Origin of the sequence: Paenibacillus sp. JGP012 (assembly GCF_014203995.1) — a bacterium.
In the GTDB taxonomy this organism is placed as follows: domain Bacteria; phylum Bacillota; class Bacilli; order Paenibacillales; family Paenibacillaceae; genus Paenibacillus; species Paenibacillus silvae.
In genome coordinates this window covers 1-18257 of the sequence record NZ_JACHKG010000029.1, presented here as the reverse complement: position 1 = coordinate 18257, position 18257 = coordinate 1, and the positions used below count along the sequence as shown (strand labels likewise).

14 protein-coding genes are annotated in these 18257 nt (G+C 47.6%); 2 read left to right on the top strand and 12 right to left on the bottom strand.

All coding sequences use genetic code 11. The features are described 5' to 3' along the window. The first annotated feature begins 113 nt into the window (after nt 1–113). Nucleotides 114–1883, top strand: coding sequence for an ABC transporter substrate-binding protein (locus tag HNR77_RS24275; RefSeq protein WP_184190033.1), 1770 nt, complete (start codon nt 114–116; stop codon nt 1881–1883). Between the two features lie 67 nt (nt 1884–1950). Here HNR77_RS24275 and HNR77_RS24270 read toward each other — a convergent pair whose 3' ends face one another. From HNR77_RS24270 to HNR77_RS24260, 3 genes are read right to left on the bottom strand one after another with little or no spacing between them, the layout of a single operon-like run. Then, nucleotides 1951–2706, bottom strand: a complete 756-nt coding sequence (locus HNR77_RS24270) for an FtsW/RodA/SpoVE family cell cycle protein (RefSeq protein WP_260410846.1) — start codon at nt 2704–2706, stop codon at nt 1951–1953. Beyond that, the gene (locus tag HNR77_RS24265; RefSeq protein WP_184190030.1) at nt 2679–3065 is read right to left on the bottom strand and encodes a permease prefix domain 1-containing protein; all 387 of its coding nucleotides are present in this window, start codon (nt 3063–3065) and stop codon (nt 2679–2681) included. Before HNR77_RS24265 ends, HNR77_RS24270 begins: the two co-directional genes overlap by 28 nt. Next, complete coding sequence (locus HNR77_RS24260; RefSeq protein ID WP_184190028.1) at nt 3065–3400, bottom strand: PadR family transcriptional regulator; 336 nt, start codon at nt 3398–3400, stop codon at nt 3065–3067. The genes HNR77_RS24265 and HNR77_RS24260 overlap by 1 nt, the downstream gene beginning before the upstream one ends. A gap of 207 nt (nt 3401–3607) precedes the next feature. Here HNR77_RS24260 and HNR77_RS24255 point away from each other — a divergent pair, with 207 nt between their 5' ends. Continuing rightward, nucleotides 3608–4198, top strand: coding sequence for a P-loop nucleotide/nucleoside kinase family protein (locus HNR77_RS24255; RefSeq protein WP_184190026.1), 591 nt, complete (start codon nt 3608–3610; stop codon nt 4196–4198). 812 nt (nt 4199–5010) lie between these two features. Here the strand turns inward: HNR77_RS24255 and HNR77_RS24250 are convergent. The 9 genes from HNR77_RS24250 to HNR77_RS24210 form a co-directional block, all read right to left on the bottom strand. Continuing rightward, nucleotides 5011–5982, bottom strand: a complete 972-nt coding sequence (locus tag HNR77_RS24250; protein ID WP_184190024.1) for a sugar phosphate isomerase/epimerase family protein — start codon at nt 5980–5982, stop codon at nt 5011–5013. Between the two features lie 50 nt (nt 5983–6032). Further along, nucleotides 6033–7727 carry a hypothetical protein gene (locus HNR77_RS24245; RefSeq protein WP_184190022.1) on the bottom strand — a complete coding sequence of 565 codons (1695 nt, stop codon included), beginning with the start codon at nt 7725–7727 and terminating at the stop codon, nt 6033–6035. 21 nt (nt 7728–7748) lie between these two features. Next, entirely contained in the window at nt 7749–8621 is an 873-nt protein-coding gene (locus HNR77_RS24240; RefSeq protein ID WP_184190020.1) for a carbohydrate ABC transporter permease, read from the bottom strand. Nucleotides 8622–8678: 57 nt separating this feature from the next. Beyond that, the gene (locus HNR77_RS24235) at nt 8679–9581 is read right to left on the bottom strand and encodes an ABC transporter permease (protein WP_184190018.1); all 903 of its coding nucleotides are present in this window, start codon (nt 9579–9581) and stop codon (nt 8679–8681) included. A 109-nt stretch (nt 9582–9690) separates the two neighbouring features. After that, the gene (locus HNR77_RS24230; RefSeq protein WP_184190016.1) at nt 9691–11295 is read right to left on the bottom strand and encodes an extracellular solute-binding protein; all 1605 of its coding nucleotides are present in this window, start codon (nt 11293–11295) and stop codon (nt 9691–9693) included. 699 nt (nt 11296–11994) lie between these two features. After that, nucleotides 11995–14238: a helix-turn-helix domain-containing protein gene (locus HNR77_RS24225; RefSeq protein ID WP_184190014.1), complete on the bottom strand. Its 2244-nt coding sequence runs from the start codon at nt 14236–14238 to the stop codon at nt 11995–11997. Nucleotides 14239–14329: 91 nt separating this feature from the next. After that, nucleotides 14330–15556 carry an MFS transporter gene (locus HNR77_RS24220; RefSeq protein WP_260410845.1) on the bottom strand — a complete coding sequence of 409 codons (1227 nt, stop codon included), beginning with the start codon at nt 15554–15556 and terminating at the stop codon, nt 14330–14332. Between the two features lie 43 nt (nt 15557–15599). Continuing rightward, complete coding sequence (locus tag HNR77_RS24215) at nt 15600–16622, bottom strand: ROK family protein (RefSeq protein ID WP_184190012.1); 1023 nt, start codon at nt 16620–16622, stop codon at nt 15600–15602. Between the two features lie 34 nt (nt 16623–16656). After that, a complete protein-coding gene (locus HNR77_RS24210; protein ID WP_184190011.1) occupies nt 16657–18060 on the bottom strand; it encodes an ROK family transcriptional regulator in 1404 nt (467 codons plus the stop codon). Nucleotides 18061–18257 lie beyond the last annotated feature (197 nt).

Genomic DNA, 18257 nt, shown 5'->3' with positions numbered 1-18257 from the left:
CTATCTACATTTTATTTTAGGTGATAAAATAGGAAGATAAATAGAAAGATGGATGAATAAAACTTCTTATTTTAGACATTATGCAGGAAAAAATGCGGAGGAGGACGGTTTCGTTGAAACTTCATCAGCAGTATTTGCTGCTTCACAGCCAGCTCGGGGATACAACAGAGCATACACTGACGCTGGCGGATCTCGCCGAGCTGCTGGACTGCACCCATCGGAACACCTTGACGATTATAAAAAAAATGGCGGCCCTTGGCTGGATACATTGGCATGCACAGCGGGGACGCGGACGGCGTTCGGTTCTGTCTCTGCTGGCTTCAGCCGATCAGATTGCCGCTGAATATATGATGCAGGCGATGAATCGCCGGGAGTTACAGGAGGCTGCCGATCAGGTCAGAGCGTTCTCCAGCTCACCGTCAATGCAGCATTATCTCAACCAGTGGCTGCTTGGTTATTCAGGTCATCATACCGAGGCCGGGACCAACAATGAATCCATCGATACGCTCCGTCTTCCCATTCGCCAGCAGCTTCACGCACTCGACCCGCTGTATATTAACCTGCTTGCCGAGTCATTTGTGACCAGCCATGTGTATGATGGCCTTGTGCAGCGGGATGAACACGGACATATTTTGCCTGCATTAGCACATACGTGGGATGTGTCGGACGACCGGCTAACATGGATTTTCCATTTGCGGAAAGGGGTTTATTTTCACAGCGGCAAACCGCTCTCTGCTTCGGATGTTGTTTTTACATTTGAACGATTGCAAGCTACAGAACGCCGGACATTATATCGCGAGGTCAGTAAACACATTCTTTCGGTTGAAGCAGCTGCCCCTTTAACTGTACGTTTTCAATTGAATAAACCGCATGAATTGTTTCTGTCCTTTTTGACGACCAGCCGTGCAGTCATTGTGCCTTCAGGCCTGAGCGCTAATCCAGCTGCGAGTCAGTCTGAACGTGAACGTAAACAGTCAAGACAGATACCCATTGGCACAGGACCCTTCAAGGTAACATTTTGGGATAACCATATGTGCAGGCTGGAGGCTTATCCGATGTATTTTCAGGGCAGAGCTCTCATTGATCGGGTGGATATTTTGCAAATTCCGTGGATCACTGCAGATAAACGCGGGGAAAATCAGGACCTGCATTACAACACAAACGAAACGGTTGAGTCACCCTTCTTCCACCTTATGCACAATCCGTCCAGCACATCCGGGACAGGCTGGACACAAGCCAGCTCAGGTGTGACCGTGACAAAGCTACTTACGTGTAACACCCAAAAGCCCGGACCGTTAAACGATCCGGGTGTACGAGATTATTTACAGCAATGCATTGATGTGATTTCCAATTCACTCGTTGACCCAACTGACATGATGAACTCCTTCGCACGCTCAACGGACATGCAGGAGATCGTTCTGAACATTGCAACCATTCCGCAATACCGACTGGACGCAGAACAGCTTGCACTGGCTCTCCATCCATACGGTTTCTCCTGCACCATCCACACGGGCGGCATGGAACAGTTCAAGGGGGATTGGCGGCTTGAGTCCGACCTGATACTCTTCTCCTTGATCCAGGATCGTGACGAGGAGCTTCGCAGATATGATATGTACGCCACCTTGTCGGAGCATCTGGAACCCTTGTCTCAAGCAAAGGTGAAAAACATGATGCAAAGCTTCGCGGTATCACCACATATCGCGGATCGCAAACAGCTTCTGGACGAAGTTGAACGCTTCCTTATTACTGAACATCTCATGTTCAGTTTGTCTCACAAACCTGTTGAAACAGCGTATCTACCGACGGTGCGCGGATTGTCATTCAACAGCCAGGGCTGGGTTAATCTGCGGCACATCTGGTTTCCCTCGAAGGAACTGGAGTGATATGTATACGAATATGGATAAGAGTATTAATAGACTGAACGATAGAATGGCGGGCAGCTTGGTACTGTTATGCTCTGCCCTGTATCCGGGTACGGTTTCTGTTACCGCTAATAGAAACCGTGTCCTTACGGCGATAGACACCGAGAAGCAGTCCGAACATGGCGTATTCAAGTATCACATGCGAGCCATAACCGAGGAGAGGGAATGAAATGCTCAAGATTGGAACCCTTCCAGTCATGGCCGCCAAGGAGTAGAGCAGTTGAAAGGCAAGCGTTACCGTTACAGATACTGCAATAACTGCTCCAAATGTATCATTTATACGCGGCAGCATTTTTGTCATTGTACGAATTAACCATACAACACCTACAACAAGCAGCACACATGCCGACCATCCAAACATATCAACCAGCATAACCCCGGGGAAACTGAGGTAAAAATATTTAAAAAACGAATCCATCGGGGTACCTAATCCATTCCCCCACCACCCTGCTGTTTTGACGATATCGATGATAGAATTATTGGTAAAACCATTTCCTTGAGGGTCCTTATGCAAATGAAACACAATCGATAATCTTTCCCATCGACTGAACTTATCTGTTACCAGCAATAGCAGGACTGCCGCAACGCCACATGAGAAGCCGGTAATCACCGTATACCACCATTTTTTTGTCATCCATCCGAATAGCAGCACGGCTACACATGCAAATAACGATAATCTAACCCAATCCGAAATCTGATATAAGAGCACCATGGGTAAAACAACTAATGCAGCATAAATACATATGGATTGTATACTCAAGCCCACACGAAGTCTGTCAGACATGATGCCGCCGATGGCAATTGGAAGTATCGATATTGAGCCAGTCCAATGACTCCAGCCAGCAATCCCCAGTGCATACGATGACGGTGAAGTTTGTGCATGCTTTTGCCTAACTCGGTTGGATCACCCATCTGTTCGATCGCATACGCCGCCGCTTGGTCTGGACTATAACCTTCCTGTTCCTTATCACATATGATCTCATGTAAATGGTTTCCCAGCTCTTCACGCAGATCGTTATGTACTTCACGTGCTTTGACTAGTCCACAGATTTGATCCAGATAGATGTCAAACTTCTCAATCGTCACTTTCTGTCCCTGACCTTCTTTGTGTTCCTTCCGTCCATTCTCAGCTTTCCTATTCATCAGGTCAAACCTCCCTTCCCAAGTACACGGTCTACAGCACCACGAAATAAAGACCATTCTGCTTTTTTGTGCTGCAATGCCTGTATCCCTTGCTCCCGAATAGAGTAATATTTCCGCTTTCGACCGTCTACTTCAGCCCAATAGGCCCCTACCCATCCTTCAATCTCCATCGCATGGAGTATCGGATACAATGTACCTTCCTTAAGACTGAACACGCCTTCTGACTGGCGATGCAGCTCTTTAATCAATTCATAACCATACATGGGCTGGGTATGAAGCAGCGTTAATATTAACGTTTCTGTACTTCCTTTAATCATCTGTTTATTGATCTGCAAACGTAGGCCTCCTTCATATGTTTATACATCGGAAATCTATGCATAGTTAATCTAGGTGTTATATTACCTTTTTATTCCTTTTATGTCCAGTCCTTGTTTGAGCTATTTATGATAGAATACTACTCATATCTTGTTTTCATTTGATCAATCATCTATAGCGATAGAGTATTTCTTGATTGATATCCTTAATGAAGGAGACACGCGCTCATGAGCAAAAGTAAACTGATTTTCTTCCTCGGCGGTGCGGGAAGCGGCAAAACCACTCTTGCCAAAGCGCTTTCCCGCAAGTATAAAGCCGCCTTTCTCGATATGGATATTCTGCTTCGCCCTGCCGCTGAAGCCATTATGACATTACAGGGGCTTGACCCGTCAGACCGCGACTCACCTGAGTACAAACAGCTATGCCGCGACCTCGGATATCGAATTACGATGGACGCAGCTTTGGATAACGTGCAGCTTGACATTGATACTCTGGTGATCGGCCCCTTCACCAAAGAGATTGAGAATCCCGATTGGATCGGGCAGGAACTGGCACGGATCGGGCGCTCACTGGATGATACCGACGTTCGGGTTGCATACATCTATTTGCGGGACGAAGCGCTCTATCATCAGCGCATTGCCGGAAGACAATCTCCACTAGATGCATGGAAGCTGGCAAATTGGGAAGCGTTCCGCGCATCTCTTGCTCGAAAAAACGTAGCCTGGCCGCTTCCTGCTGAGGCAGTAGCATATATCGACAATTCCAGCGACGATTCTGCCATCGCCTTTGCTGAACTGGAACGGCGGATGTATAAGTAAAGTACGGGGTTCCTTTATTAAACAGAGATGCATATTAGAAGGGGTATGCTGGTATAAATTCGGATGTCGGAGGAAGCTCCATGTGTTGTTTTGCGAGTATGCAGGGGGAAGTAACGTAAACAGGTAGGTTAGTAGGTTAGATGTTAGCAGAGGAGTTAGATGGGAGATTCGTTCTTGTAACGTCGTTGTGTGATACAGCAGTGAGTCTGTGACGATAAGTCGTGTGATATACGCCTCTACGGGACATGCTGGCGCGATGCGGGAGTCTTAATTTTAGATGCTTTGGCGCTGTCTCAAGCTGTAACGATTCAGAGAAACCTTATTTCAGCCTTTTGGGTACATTTAAAATTCTAACGAATTCAAATGACGCTATTCCTCAAAAACAGGCCGAAATCGCTCAGAAAGTTACTTTGACATCGAAATAAGGTCTCTGAGAATCGTTAGGTTTTCATTTTCGTGAATATGCTGTAAATAAGCCTTCTGGGGATCGTTAGAATTCGGAGGCGAGGTCTGTAGCTTGCAAATAATTCGAGCGGCTCAAATTCAAGTCGTTGTTGGCGAAATGGTCTTCGAAACGCTAATAAAGTCAGTGAGAAGTTGCGATAGAAAAGGACCCGTTTCTTCCAACCTGCTAGGATGACGATACCGATCCCGTTCTACCTCCGGCTCATCTCACACACGGACTTATAGCTATACTATGACTCTCTACTTCTTACTATCTATTTACTTTTCTTCTCTTACTATTTATTTACTTTTCTTTTCTTACTCTCCATTTGCTTTTCTTTTCTACTCACATTATGCAGCCTTCACCCTCATTCCGCTTTCTGCCTCGCCTCCTGACGTTCGGCAATGCGAGTTACAATGAGGTTGTGACTTTCATCAATCTCCCCAGGTGTGCAGGCAGCTTTCAGCTCATACACCTTCACAGGAGATCGGTCGATAATATCCAGAAATGAATCAAAAAAGTTCATATCTTTGCTATGAATATAAGGACACCAGTGATCGGACAAACCAACTGTTTCATGAATGTGCACACCTACAACGTGATCGATCAGCGCATTGGCCTCGCGTACATTGTCATAGAGCCCCATTCGGTCCATCATCATGCCATGGCCGATATCGTACCACAGTCCAAGGGGAGCCCCCTTCATTTGACCAATAATCGTCCCTGCTTCCTGAAGTGTAGGCATCTGATAACAGCGGGAACGGGTTTCGATGCCAAAGCTCACACCGTATCCGCGCTGCTCCGACACATTACATACCTCTTCCAGACTCTCCTGAATCCGCTTGAGATAGCGTTGACTCCCCGCCTCACGCTTTTCCAGCATCTCCTGCCACAATGCATGATAGGCCGGTGAATCTTTGCCCTCGTCATGATAGATTTTTTTCAAGGCTTCATCAATGTTGTACGTGAAGGGCACCTCGCCCGGATGAACAACAACCGCCTTCGCACCATAGCGATGAGCATATTCGGCAGAACGCAGCAGCAGTTCAATCGCCCGCTTGCGCCGCGGCTCATCGTCGAATCCAAGCAGTACCGAGTCTGTGCCGTAATCCGGGTCAGCTACATGCGGAAATGTGTTATGCACACTCGATATGCCAACTTGCCCGCGTTCAATCATCGGTTCAATCGTCTGTAATAGCTCGTCAGTTACATTGTAGTTTAGCTCCACCTGTTTGAATCCAATTGACAAAATTTCTTCGATCATGCCCTGTCCCGTCGTATGCCGCTTGATATTCCAGCATGTCGAGAATGAGTACTCCTTTTTATCTGTATACTGCACTCTTTCTGCCTCCTTCCGTTCCGCTGCCCTGTCATAGTCTCTTAATCTCTTTATTCACCAATTCCGAGTTCAAATCTCATCCGATTCTCGCTCACACCCGGAACATAACGATATATAATCTCCGCATAATCGGTATACATCAGGACTGTAGGATCAGGTGCTTCGGCCTTTACCGAGCAGGTCAGTCCCGGAAGATTCCAGCGCTCTGGCTGTAGCTGCTGAAGGCGAAGGGCCGGCCCCTTGATCTCAAAATAAACCTCGATCTCATCCGCAGTATCCAGCTGCACATCAATAGACAACGATTCCGGGGTCACCTCAGCTTCAAAGGTAATGCCCCGCAGATGACTGTTCCAGTCCCCGCCGGTCTCACGGCGCACCAGACGCAGATAATACCGCTCTCCCGCCTCTGTCTGCCAATGAATGGTTGCCGGATGCATCTGGCCGTTGGTATTGCGGCTGCCCGACATTGCACCCATCATTCGTTTCTCGCCGATCCAGGCCGAAGCCGTGCACAGATTACGATTCGCTTTGGGATCATTACGCTCGCACAGCTCCAGAAACTGTTTCTGCACCAAACGATCACCCTGATGTGCTTTGAAATAAGGTACAGCCTCAGTTGGCACATCAATGCCGAGCAGTGCAATCATCGGGTCATGCCCGGACTCACAGTTTATACCCGTTAAATACTCGTATCCCTCTCCAAGCAAAAGATAAAGAAATACTCCGATGGAGCTGTGCTCCCGCATCTCCATATCGTATGCCCGCGCGAACGGGCCTGACAGATTTTCCAGATTTGCATTGTAATACAGGGCAATATTGTTCCAAAGTCCATGCTCAATCCGATGAGCAAATTGTTTCATCTGTCCCGTGAGCGCATACCTTCTGAACATTCCCAGCACAGCAAGATCAACCCCGTAATAGGTGGTTGTATTAAACTCCGCAAACGTACCGTCATATTGATCAAATTCCTTCAGCAGCCCTTCGGCCTGCTCCTCCGCATGCCGAATCCAGTCCGCCCGCTTGAACCGATGACCATAATAATGGGTAATAAAAATATGCATCAACTCAATGTTGGTGTTCATCGGAATCACATCGGACAGTCTGCGTTCCACGGACCCTAGAACAGCTCGCTGCATTGCCTCATCCATTCGCCGGACAAGAGGAGCTGGCAGCAGCTCCAGAAACTCCGCTGTGGCAATCGCACAGACACATGCGATAAACTCCCTCCAGTTAGGATCATAACTGATCCAGACGGGTGGCAATATAGCGTTAACCGCTTCGTGGAACAGCTGCTTTAACCGCTTGGCATCCGCACCTTCCTTTAATACATCATGCTCTTGCTGCAGATTATGAATAAACTGCGCAGACACCTTCTCAAAGGTGCGTTCCAGGAAATATGCCGTGCCTGGCGCAAATGATTTCCATGCATAATGACCCGCGGGTGGATGCGCATCATTCGACTGGGTCATGAAGGTTCCATGATAGATTTCTTCCGGCGCATCATATTGATAATCCAGCACCTTATCCAGCACCCGAGCCGCTCGCTCCACATCACCAGGCTCCTGACGAATCAGCAAGCCGAGTGCATAATGCGCACTGCCTCGTGTCTCGTGCTCCGCTGCATGCTCTTCAGCGCTTCGGAGCAAGCCAAGCTCTTCATCATACAAGCGATCCATCATCACCATAGACTGGTGTACAAGATACTGCTGTTCATTTGACATTTGCTTTACCATAGGTTGTGTCATGCGATAAGACCTCCTGAGACGTTAACCTTTTACAGCACCTACCATCACACCGCTAATAAAGAACCGCTGCAGCCAAGGGTATACAAGCAGGATCGGCAACGTCGAGAATATAACACTGGCTGCTTTCAAGCTTTCAGGCAACACATGTACTGCGCCAATGCCTTCATTTTGCATCAGCTCTGTGATCTGATTCTGCTGTATCATCTGATATAACTTCAATTGTAACGGATACAACTCCGGTTTGGTAATATACATTAACGCATCCTGGAATCCATTCCAGCGGCCAACGGCGTAGAACAGGCTGAGCGTTGCCATCACCGGGAGTGACAGCGGCAATATAATTCGAATTAACGTGCCAATCTGTGTACTGCCGTCAATATCCGCAGCCTCCTCCAAACTTTCGGGAATTCCGCGGAAGAAGGTGATCAGAATAATCATATAAAACGGGCTGATCAGTCCGGGCAGAATCAATCCCCATGTGCTGTCGAGCAGATGCAAGTTTTTGATCAAAATATACTCCGGAATAATACCTCCGCTGAAAAACATCGTAACCACGATCACCATCATAAACCATTTGCGCCCTCTAAGACTGCTTTTGGCAAGAGGATATGCTGCCGCAATCGTCATAACCATACTCAGCACCGTGCTAAGAACGGTCAGCCAGATGGTATAGAACAGGGATCGAATCATGGAACCATCACCAAATACTTTGCCGTAGGCCTCCCAGGTAATCTCTTTCGGGAAAAAGGAGACCTCTCCCGAACCGATCGCCCGGTTCGAGCTTAACGAGATGGAAATGATATGGATAAACGGTGCAAGGCACAGCACCATTGCAACTACAATCAGAATGACATTTACCGTGTTGAATATTCGATTCGCCGTGTTTTCCGACATCTCACTCACTCCTTACAGATCATAGATGAACTCCGTGTTGAACAAGCATTCCGTCCGTTACATAATGCTCTCGTCTGTTAATTTTTTCGATGCATAGTTCGCGCCAAGGATGAAGATCAGTCCAACAACAGCCTGGAATAACCCTACTGCGGTTGCCAGCGTCACTTGACCGGATTGCAAACCCATACGGTATACAAATGTACTGAGAACATCCGAATATTCACGTACAGCTACGTTGCCGATAATGAATGGACGGTCGAAGCTAATGGAGATCATATTGCCGACATTGATGATCAGCAAGGTAACAATTGTTGTTTTCATGCCTGGCAGAGAGATGTGCCAGATTCTGCGCAAGCGACTTGCTCCATCCACCTCGGCAGCTTCGTACAGCTCGCGGTTGATACCCGTAAGAGACGCCAGATAGAGAATGGTGCCCCAGCCTGCACTTTGCCACACCCCTACAGCAAGATATGTGAAGAGCCAATAGTTTTTATCCGTGAGGAATGGAAGCGGATCAAGCCCGATGCTCATTAACATATTGTTAATGAAGCCAGACTGTGTGCCGAACACCTGTAACACGATCCCGCCAATGATGACCCATGAGATAAAATGCGGAATGTACAGCAGCGTCTGTGCCATCTTTTTAAACCAGGCCACTCGTAATTCAAAAAGCAGGATTGCCAGAATCAGTGGTGCCGGAAACGATACAAGCAAATCTAGGAAATTCAGAACGATGGTGTTGCGCAGTGCCGTGTAGAACCCTTGATTTTCGAACACTTCTTTGAAGGCATCGAACCCGATCCACTTGCTGCCGGAGATACCCTGGAAGAAGTTAAAATCCTTAAACGCAATCTGTACACCATACATCGGACCATACTTGAAAATGATGAAATAGATCATTGGCAGCACGAGCAAAGCATACATTTGCCAGTTTCTGCGGAAATAGGTGCTCGTCTTCATAAATGTTCCCCCCAAGTCATGCAGGATGTACCATGGAGGACGACCCATACATCGCCCCCATGAAATCCTGTTCTATGCTGTACACTCATGCAGCGGCTTTCAGTTCGGCTTACTTCATTGCTTTGTAAGCTTCTGTACGCTCATCGAGGATGGCTTGACCTCCGCTTGCCATATAATCCTTCATCATGCTGTCATAGACTGCTTCAAAATCAGACGGCTTGGAGATCGTTGTTTTCACAATGAACTCCATGAATTTGTCCTGCAAACCGTTGCCATAACGCGCCTCGGCTTCAATAGGTTTGGAGAAACGCACAGGCTGAATTGTATCTGTATTCGAGATCGCTACCGATTTACGCATATCATCCCGGTATTTCGATTCAACCTGAACGACATATGCCTCTTCATTTTTCTTGTCATCACCAACGTATTTACCGTTCACGATAATAGCGATGTCACCAGAGTTGTAGATTCGTCCGGCAATTTCAGGAGAAGCATCCTCTTTGATCTGAGGTACACCGTCCACCAGTTCATAGTTTTCGTCCTTTACGCCGAATTGCAGGTCAAACAGATTGTTTCCAGATGCCATCCAGTCCAGATATTTCATCGCTGCTTCAGCGTTTTTGCTGGTCTTCGGAATCATGACATACATGGCATTTGGAGCATAAGCCGGTTTGGCGAATTTGCCTTCGGAGTTTTTGAACGCATCAATCGGTGTCATGACAGCACCCGGCTTGTTCGTTTGCAAGTTTTTATACGTACCGGAAATATAAATCTCACCTGCATCTTCCGTATAGAAACCGACTTTGCCGTTAGAGACGTCTTCCCACAGCTTTTTCTTGTCTTTATCCAGTCCAAAGTCCTTACTCATTAATCCCTCGTTATACAAGGTGTTCATGTATTTCAGAGCATCCTTGAACCCAGGCAAAAGTGTGGGATAGTCATTGGAACCAAGCTGCTGTGTCAGTGTGTATCTTTGCTCTTCCGTCAGCGGCTGAATGAAAGACCAGATCAACGGCTCATATTGTGCAGGAGCAATGGACATGCCCATTGGAATGAGCGCTGAACCCACCTTGCCGGGGTCTTTCTCTTTGAATGCTTTCAATGTTGTGTGCAACTCTTCAGCCGTTTGTGGTACCGGCAAGCCAAGAGCATCGAGCCAGTCCTGCCGTACATATGAAGCATATTTCCCCAGCACCAGACGTTTGCCAGGAATGGCAAGCTGCTGTCCGTCATACTGACCGTATGCCAGCGTTTGATCACCCAGCAGCTTTTTCAGGTTTGTGCCGTCTTTATTAATGAGGTCGGTCAGTTCGGTCAGACCTCCTTGTTCAGCGTAGCGGTTGAATGTACCTGAATCATAGGTAAAGACGATATCAGGCACCTCTGAGCCACTTGCCATCAGTACATTGAGCTTCTGCACTTCTTCCGAGCGTGGCACCGGTACAAATTGAACATCAATGTTGTTGGGATCACCAAACTGCTTCTGAATGAAGCGAGTCAGATAGCTGTCCGAGATGGTGTAGCCTGCCGGTGTATTGCCCCGGTCAAAAATTTCTACTTTCAAAGTTGTTCTGTTCCCCGCACCCGCTCCACCGGATGATGAAGCTGCTGAATCACTCCCCGATGAACACGCAGATAATAATAGAGTGAACGCTGTTACCACTGCGAGAACCGAACTTGCCTTACCTGTCTTGCGTCTTTGAAATAATCTCATTTGACCTTTCCCCTTTCGTACACCTTCTGAATGATTCACATGATCGCCACTCCGTTATGGTTGCCCATGCTGCTGCACCTGTGAATGTCACTAATTATTACATTGTTTTCTGAAAACCGACAATAAACTATTTTCAAAACGAATGGAACGTTGATTTTACGTCAAAAAAACGAACTTATAAACCATTTTCCCGTTGATAAACTGTTTTCAACCCATCAATGTTATATAAACTAACATATATTTTGATTGTTTTCACTGTTTTTCAATGGTAATCTGTCCTCGGATCGACAAACAACGACAGTGTTAATCCATTTTCCCGATGATCCTCTCCCCATAAAATAAAAAAGACCACGCTATTGGTGGTCGATTCCGTTCATAATGATCATTATTACGGATTTATCACAGCACGATATTCCTGAATACATTTCGATCTCTTCATGACAAAAAATCTCCTATGTTAAGCAGCAGGAATACACCTTATGCTTTCATAGGAGACTTCAGTTCCAGGGCGTGTCTTGAAACCTGCTGAAGTGCATCTTTTACCCCCTTTTCGCCCCCTGCTACGTCACTTTCCCTTGACGTGCCCCGGCACGCCTGCGAGAAACTTCCTTGCTTGGAACGAAAATTCGGCAAAATCTGCTTTCTTCAGAGTTTTCAGACACGCCCTAGTTTCAACTCACAAATGTTCATGCTCAACGTTTATTTCTCTTCCGGTCTGCCAAACTGCTTCCGATAATCTCCCGGTGTCACATTCATGACACGTTTAAACACTCTGCCAAAAGAGATTGCATTCGCATAACCGACCTGCTGGGCAATATCCTGAATCGCTGTATCGGATGTGGCCAGCATTCGGCAGGCCTTTTCTACTCTCAGCTTCACCAGAAAGTCAACAAACTTCATATCGAACTCTTCCTTGAAGAGATAACTTGCGTATTTACCCGATATCTGGAATCGATCACTCAGATGTTTCAGTGAAAGGTCCGGATCATCGAAGTGTTCTTCGATATATACGCGAAGTTCATTGATCATCGCACGATGACTCTTGGTTTCGTTCACCGCTACGTAATTGCGATAGACCTCCTTCAGCCACTCCAGCAAAATCTCACGGATGCGCTCGAGTGTGTCGGCTTCCTGAATTTGTGCACGAAGCCTTGCCAGAGTGGATTCCTCGAACTGATGCTGCAAACGTTCAGAGAGCTCGCCGAATTCACGTGCTAACATCTGAATAAGCGACTGAACAAGCATACGAATATCCTTGTCATTCATCTGATCCTCGCTGAACGCAATAAACATCTGATCCAGCTGCGTTCGCCATTCATCTCCGGTCAATCTGAATTCACGAACGATGTCTGCAAGCATCTGAAGATATTTGTAGGAATGCAGCTCGGGCTGATCAGGCAATTGCTCACTAAGTACAATCGCATCCTGACCGAGTGTCAGCCGGTGCTGCAATCCCGCATCAGCACTCGCATAAGATCGGACAATATCTTCCCATCCACTGACCGTTTGTCCGATGCCAAACGTAAACCGAATGCGGAAATGCTCAGCGATCCACATATGCATCTGTTTGGACAATTCGATCAGCAGCTCGCGGCTGAGTCCTTCCTTTTCATCCGAAGCCACCACAATGATGAGACGACGATAACCGAACCATTCTGCCCACGCGCCGAGCCCGTTCTCCCTCTGCACCAGTTCCTTGAATACATTCATTAACGCCATTTTCAAAATATTCTGATTGCCGGGCAGATCTGTTCCATTCATCTCTGCCACCAGCACCGCTGCGCTTTTCGGCTCCAGAAATCGCTCCTCCAACGGAAGCAAATGACGAAGACGCTGACGGAATGAATCCATACGCTCCCCTTCCATCAGATCCACCAGCAGCTGCCTGCGATGAATGAGCAGATTCTCATGATGCTGCTTCTCATAGTCCACCGTTTGAGCGATGAGATGTTCAAGTGCCCGGTCAATCAAGGCCAGCTCATCTTTGACAGACGGTGCCGCCTCCTCCTCTTGTACACGAGGCTGCAGCTCCTGAATGCGATTCATCATGAGCTGAATAGGCCGCACATTTCGTCGTGTAATATAGATCAGACCCGCAACGGCACCTGCAATCGTCAGAATACCAATACCAATCCATACATACGAAACAAGCGACACCCATGAATATAAATGTCCCGTCTGAATGCCGCTTTCGAAGTTAAGTCCCAGCTTCTCTGACTGTACACGATTCAGTATATTTCCATCGCCTGAGGCAATCTGATGAGCCGAATAGACAAGCTGGTTATGACTGTCCTTCACCTGCAAAAAGGAAAGATTGGCATCCGTCATATTGTCGATCTGTCTCTCCAACGCATATACCCGGATGGATATGACAAGCAGGCCCTCCCCGCCCCAAGGAAGCGGCAGCCATTTGTTCATGCTGATGACCTGTGAAGGCACATCAAAGGAACGCTCTTTATAGGATCTGGGCTGATTCCAGCCCAGATTTTGTCTGTTTTTCAAAGCCTGCTCAATATAAGCCCGGTCTTCGAATTCCTCCAGATTCACCATACCTCTGGGCGTCAGAATACGGGAATCTGCGAGCCGATACAGATAAATGGACTGCACCGTGCCCTGCTGATCCAACATTCGTCCCAAACCACTCGCCGCATCATAGAGAAACGCACTGGATAGCTGTCCTTCTTTGGCTTCGAGAAACCGACTGTACATTTTGTTGGTGCCGATATCATCGAGCAGTCTCATCTCAATATCACCCAATGAACGCTCCAGAGTACTTACAATATAACGTGTGGAGATCATATCCGCTTTCTTGGTTTCATTCCGTGACAGTTCGTTCACAATCAGGAAGGAGAGAAAAATCAGAATGGAGATCGTAAGCAGAAAGAGGGGAAAATACGAATAAATCAACTTGGTGTGCCAGCTCCGCTTCAGATTCACCTTCATGGGCCTCAGCTCCTTCCTATCAAATCTATATAATTTGAACTAAAGATTTTACATCATCCACTCCGATAACAGAATATCTCCTTCAATACGGCTATTCCAATGAGTAAGCCCTTCTCTGCTCTCTGGCTTGTCTGCTGACGATATATAAAATGACTACACCCAATGCGGCACTGATTGTACAAGACAAATACATCACGGAGGGTCCGCCCGTATCCAGCAGGTACCCGTTCAGCATATTGCCCACAATGCCGCCAAGTCCGGCAAACACCATGTTAAACAAGCTCTGGCCTGTCGCCTGCATCTCACGCCCTGTCACGGAAGCCACGTATTCCACCGCCGCAATATAGAAAAATCCAAAGGACAATCCATGTAACACCTGAACACCGAGCATTACTTCCGGGGTAGGCCAGAGCCACTGAATTCCCCAGCGCAGCATATATGCCCCTGCCGCAAGCAGCATGGTTCGCTCGTGCCCCCACTTGCGAAGCACGTAAGCAGCCGCCAGCATGGATGGAACGTTTGTGATCGATGCAAGCAAAAGCGCTGTACCTGTCAGAGCGACAGAGCCGCCAGCCATCTGAAACGAAATAACGAAAAAGGAGTTAAACGCCGTCAGCGTTTGATTCACCAGAAAACAACCGGTGAGAAAGAGAAGGAACGTACGATTTCGAAGCAATCTTGCCAAACCTACGGAGAAGGTTACCGAGGACGAGGAGATGCCCGTCTGCTTGGGGAGTGTGCCCGCCAGTAATGCGCTCAACATGTTAAAGAAGAGGAATGGCAGCCATAACATATGAATGGAAAACTGGGAAAGATACATCCCTGCAGCGAATCCGCCAAGTCCTGTCCCCAGGCTTCCGAAGAGCCGAATCATGCCATAAGAGGTGTTCGCCGCTCTTGCTGCTGTTACCGCGTAGGAATCAGCTACAGGTATCTGTGTCACTTGAAATATAGTGCATAAAGTATAAATCAAAATTAATATAATGTACACCTGAATATTATAAAAATACGCCAGCAGCGCCGGAACCATCAGGCTAATCACAAGCACCAGGCGTGTTTTCTTGAATTTATCCACCAGAATTCCCCATACAGGCTGGAGAATGATGGATATTAATGTACCGAAAGCCATTATAAATCCGGTATCTTTACTTGAAAAACCCTGTGCAACCAATATGGGGTTAATGTAAGGGTTAAAAATACCTCCCGCAAGTCCCATAAACAGGTACAAGCCCTGCAGTTTAATTAACACACGTCTTGCTTCTGAAGAAGAATCGGCTGTTCTATTTTTTGTATCAGCCATCATATGTCTATCTCTCATCCGGATCTCCATCCTTTTTTACTTTAGTCTCTGTGTATTGGTTCTACCGATCCGTACGTTGAAGGTTACGTCTGATGGATGCCAGCGCTCCGATAGCTCCTGCTTTATTGCCAAGCTCGGCAATAACAATCTGTACCGGAAGTACGACATAACGCTTCAACCGGGTCTGAACCTCGTTGAGATAATAGGTTGGATTGGATGCGGCAACGCCCCCGCCCAGCACGATGATCGATGGGTTAAGCAGCGCCGTAATATTAGCGAGCCCTCTGGCCATATAACGCAGGGGCAGATCCAGAATTTCAAGTGCAGCCACATCACCTGATTCCGCGGCTTTGAATACATGCCTTGATTCAATCTGCTCTGCTTGCCCTCCGGCAAGGCTCCAGATCAAGGAAAGCTCACTCCCTTTTCCAGCTGTAAAATAGTTCCTTGCCCGCTCGGTAATGCCCGTGCCTGACGTGACCTGCTCAAACACCCCGAACGCATCTGCATCTGCTGCATATCCAGGGTCAAGCCCTTCATCACCTGCAACAAAATGTCCGATCTCACCCGCGGCTCCGTGCTGCCCACTGTATAATTCTCCGTTAAGCACCAGAGCAGCGCCGATGCCCGTGCCCACTGTGACCATGACACTATGGCGATGTCCACGAGCCGCACCCTGATCCACTTCTCCCATCGCTGCCATATTGACATCATTATCCAGAACGATATTTCCGCTGTAAAACCGGGCAATGATCGGCCGGATATCTTCTTCAGGCCACTGGAAGGCAGGCGCATTTCGCAATATTCCCTCATCCTGCAGGATAACACCAGGGAATCCCAGTCCTACACCAGCCAGCTGCTGCCACTGACACCCTGATTCCTCGCAAAATGCTTTTAATTCGGCAAACAGCCAGCGAAAAAAGGATTCGGGCTGATCAGCGGCTTGTGTCGGTAATCTGCATTCGTGAACTTGCCCATCCCCATTTCGGGTGCATAATAACATCAATATTTTGGTACCGCCAATGTCAATGCCAGCGACCCAGGAAGCCTTCTCCCGCACCTCACCTTGAACCGTTTCACTCATAAAATGTCCTCCTTGTTTGATGTAACACCATGATCTATTCTTCTGATTCTCCTTGCTGGAGATTCAGCAAGGTTCGCTGCAATGCAACCTGTACAGCACCTGTAACTACGGCCCGTTCCTCGAGAGCGGAACAGATCAGCTGCGGCTTCACCGGAAATTGCTCGGCAGCGATCTGCTTTAATAGGGGCAATAACACATCACCGTTCCCGCCAATGCCGCCGCCCAGCACGATTAGTTCAGGAGCAAGCACCGTGCTGATCTGACGCAGCGCCAGAGCAATCATCCGGCTGTACTGCTTGATAACGCTTATGGCCTGAGCCTCTCCGCTGCGTGCAGCTTCGAAAATCATCTCGGGAGTCAGAGTCTGCATCCCATCTGCGATCTCATCTGTATTGTCACCTGTAACTCCTTCTGCACTGAAAGGAAAGGCATCTGAATGATTCGGATTTTTCACTTCATTCGATTCTTTCACTTCATTCGATTCTTTCACTTCATTCGATTCTTTCACTTCATTCGAATCCTTCAATTCATTCGAATTCTTCAATCCCAGAGCCAATCCTTGAAGCTTCGCCAGATGTAGAAGTCCGTCAGCAGACAGCACATCTTCGAGCCGGCTTCCATTCTCCAGCAGCATCTCGGCCACTTCACCAGTCATTCCGCCCAATCCGTGCAGTAATTGACCCTGAACCATAATGCCGGCTCCTGTTCCTGCGCCAATGGAGAAAAAAACAAACAATGGGGAATCCACCGCAGCACCGCTTCGGTACTCGCCAAGCGCAGCCAGATTCACATCATTGTCGAGAATGACATCACACGGAAAAGCACGAGCTAGCGCATCCCGAGAGAACGCGCTCTCCATTCCTGTGAGTGGTTCAACAATACGCCTGATTTTGCCTGACCCGGGCAGGACAACGCCCGGAATCCCGAATCCGATGCAACGAATATTGCTCCACTCCAGCCCGCTCTTCTGCAGCATCTGGTTTACATAGCCATGTAACAGCAGCAGCACAGACCGTTCAGATGATTCATTCGATACCTGTGATCCATTCGATTGCTGTGATTCCTTTGATTCCTTTGATTCCTGTTCCTGATGCATATCTCGTATAATTGGCGGATAGGCAGCATAAGCTACGATCTGCCCGTTCAGGTCTGCCAAAGCAACCCGAATTCGCGTGGCCCCGATATCAACACCGCAGACATAATACGCCGTCTCGTTAAATTGAATCAGCGTTGCCTTGCGACCTTGGGCGTTATCCGCACGACCTGTTTCCTTGACCAGGTTGCGTTCAATCAGATGCTCTACTGCGGATGACACGGTTGGTTTGCTAAGTCCTGTCTGACGGCTGATATCCGCTCTTGACATGGCACCTTGATTAATCAAGGCATCCATAATCAAATTTTCATTCAGATTGCGGATATATTGCGGTGTGCCAGCCATCATATCACCTCCTTTTATAGTTAGTTAAGTTTCTTAACGAATTGTTATCAATATATCATTCAGCTTGCAGCGTGTACAGCATATTTTCCGTCAGCATCTATATAACTGTACTTGCCAAAATTCGGAGTAATAATTTGTAAAAAAAATAGAGACCGTCATATGTTTCCTTGTACAATGGAAGTACCACCCACCATTAC

Bases quoted from the DNA above. Each gene is read 5' to 3' on its own strand.
- HNR77_RS24270 (WP_260410846.1), bottom strand. From the start codon at position 2,706: ATGTCTGACAGACTTCGTGTGGGCTTGAGTATACAATCCATATGTATT.
- HNR77_RS24265 (WP_184190030.1), bottom strand. From the start codon at position 3,065: ATGAATAGGAAAGCTGAGAATGGACGGAAGGAACACAAAGAAGGTCAG.
- HNR77_RS24255 (WP_184190026.1), top strand. From the start codon at position 3,608: ATGAGCAAAAGTAAACTGATTTTCTTCCTCGGCGGTGCGGGAAGCGGC.
- HNR77_RS24245 (WP_184190022.1), bottom strand. From the start codon at position 7,727: ATGACACAACCTATGGTAAAGCAAATGTCAAATGAACAGCAGTATCTT.
- HNR77_RS24240 (WP_184190020.1), bottom strand. From the start codon at position 8,621: ATGTCGGAAAACACGGCGAATCGAATATTCAACACGGTAAATGTCATT.
- HNR77_RS24235 (WP_184190018.1), bottom strand. From the start codon at position 9,581: ATGAAGACGAGCACCTATTTCCGCAGAAACTGGCAAATGTATGCTTTG.
- HNR77_RS24230 (WP_184190016.1), bottom strand. From the start codon at position 11,295: ATGAGATTATTTCAAAGACGCAAGACAGGTAAGGCAAGTTCGGTTCTC.
- HNR77_RS24225 (WP_184190014.1), bottom strand. From the start codon at position 14,238: ATGAAGGTGAATCTGAAGCGGAGCTGGCACACCAAGTTGATTTATTCG.
- HNR77_RS24220 (WP_260410845.1), bottom strand. From the start codon at position 15,556: ATGAGAGATAGACATATGATGGCTGATACAAAAAATAGAACAGCCGAT.
- HNR77_RS24215 (WP_184190012.1), bottom strand. From the start codon at position 16,622: ATGAGTGAAACGGTTCAAGGTGAGGTGCGGGAGAAGGCTTCCTGGGTC.
- HNR77_RS24210 (WP_184190011.1), bottom strand. From the start codon at position 18,060: ATGGCTGGCACACCGCAATATATCCGCAATCTGAATGAAAATTTGATT.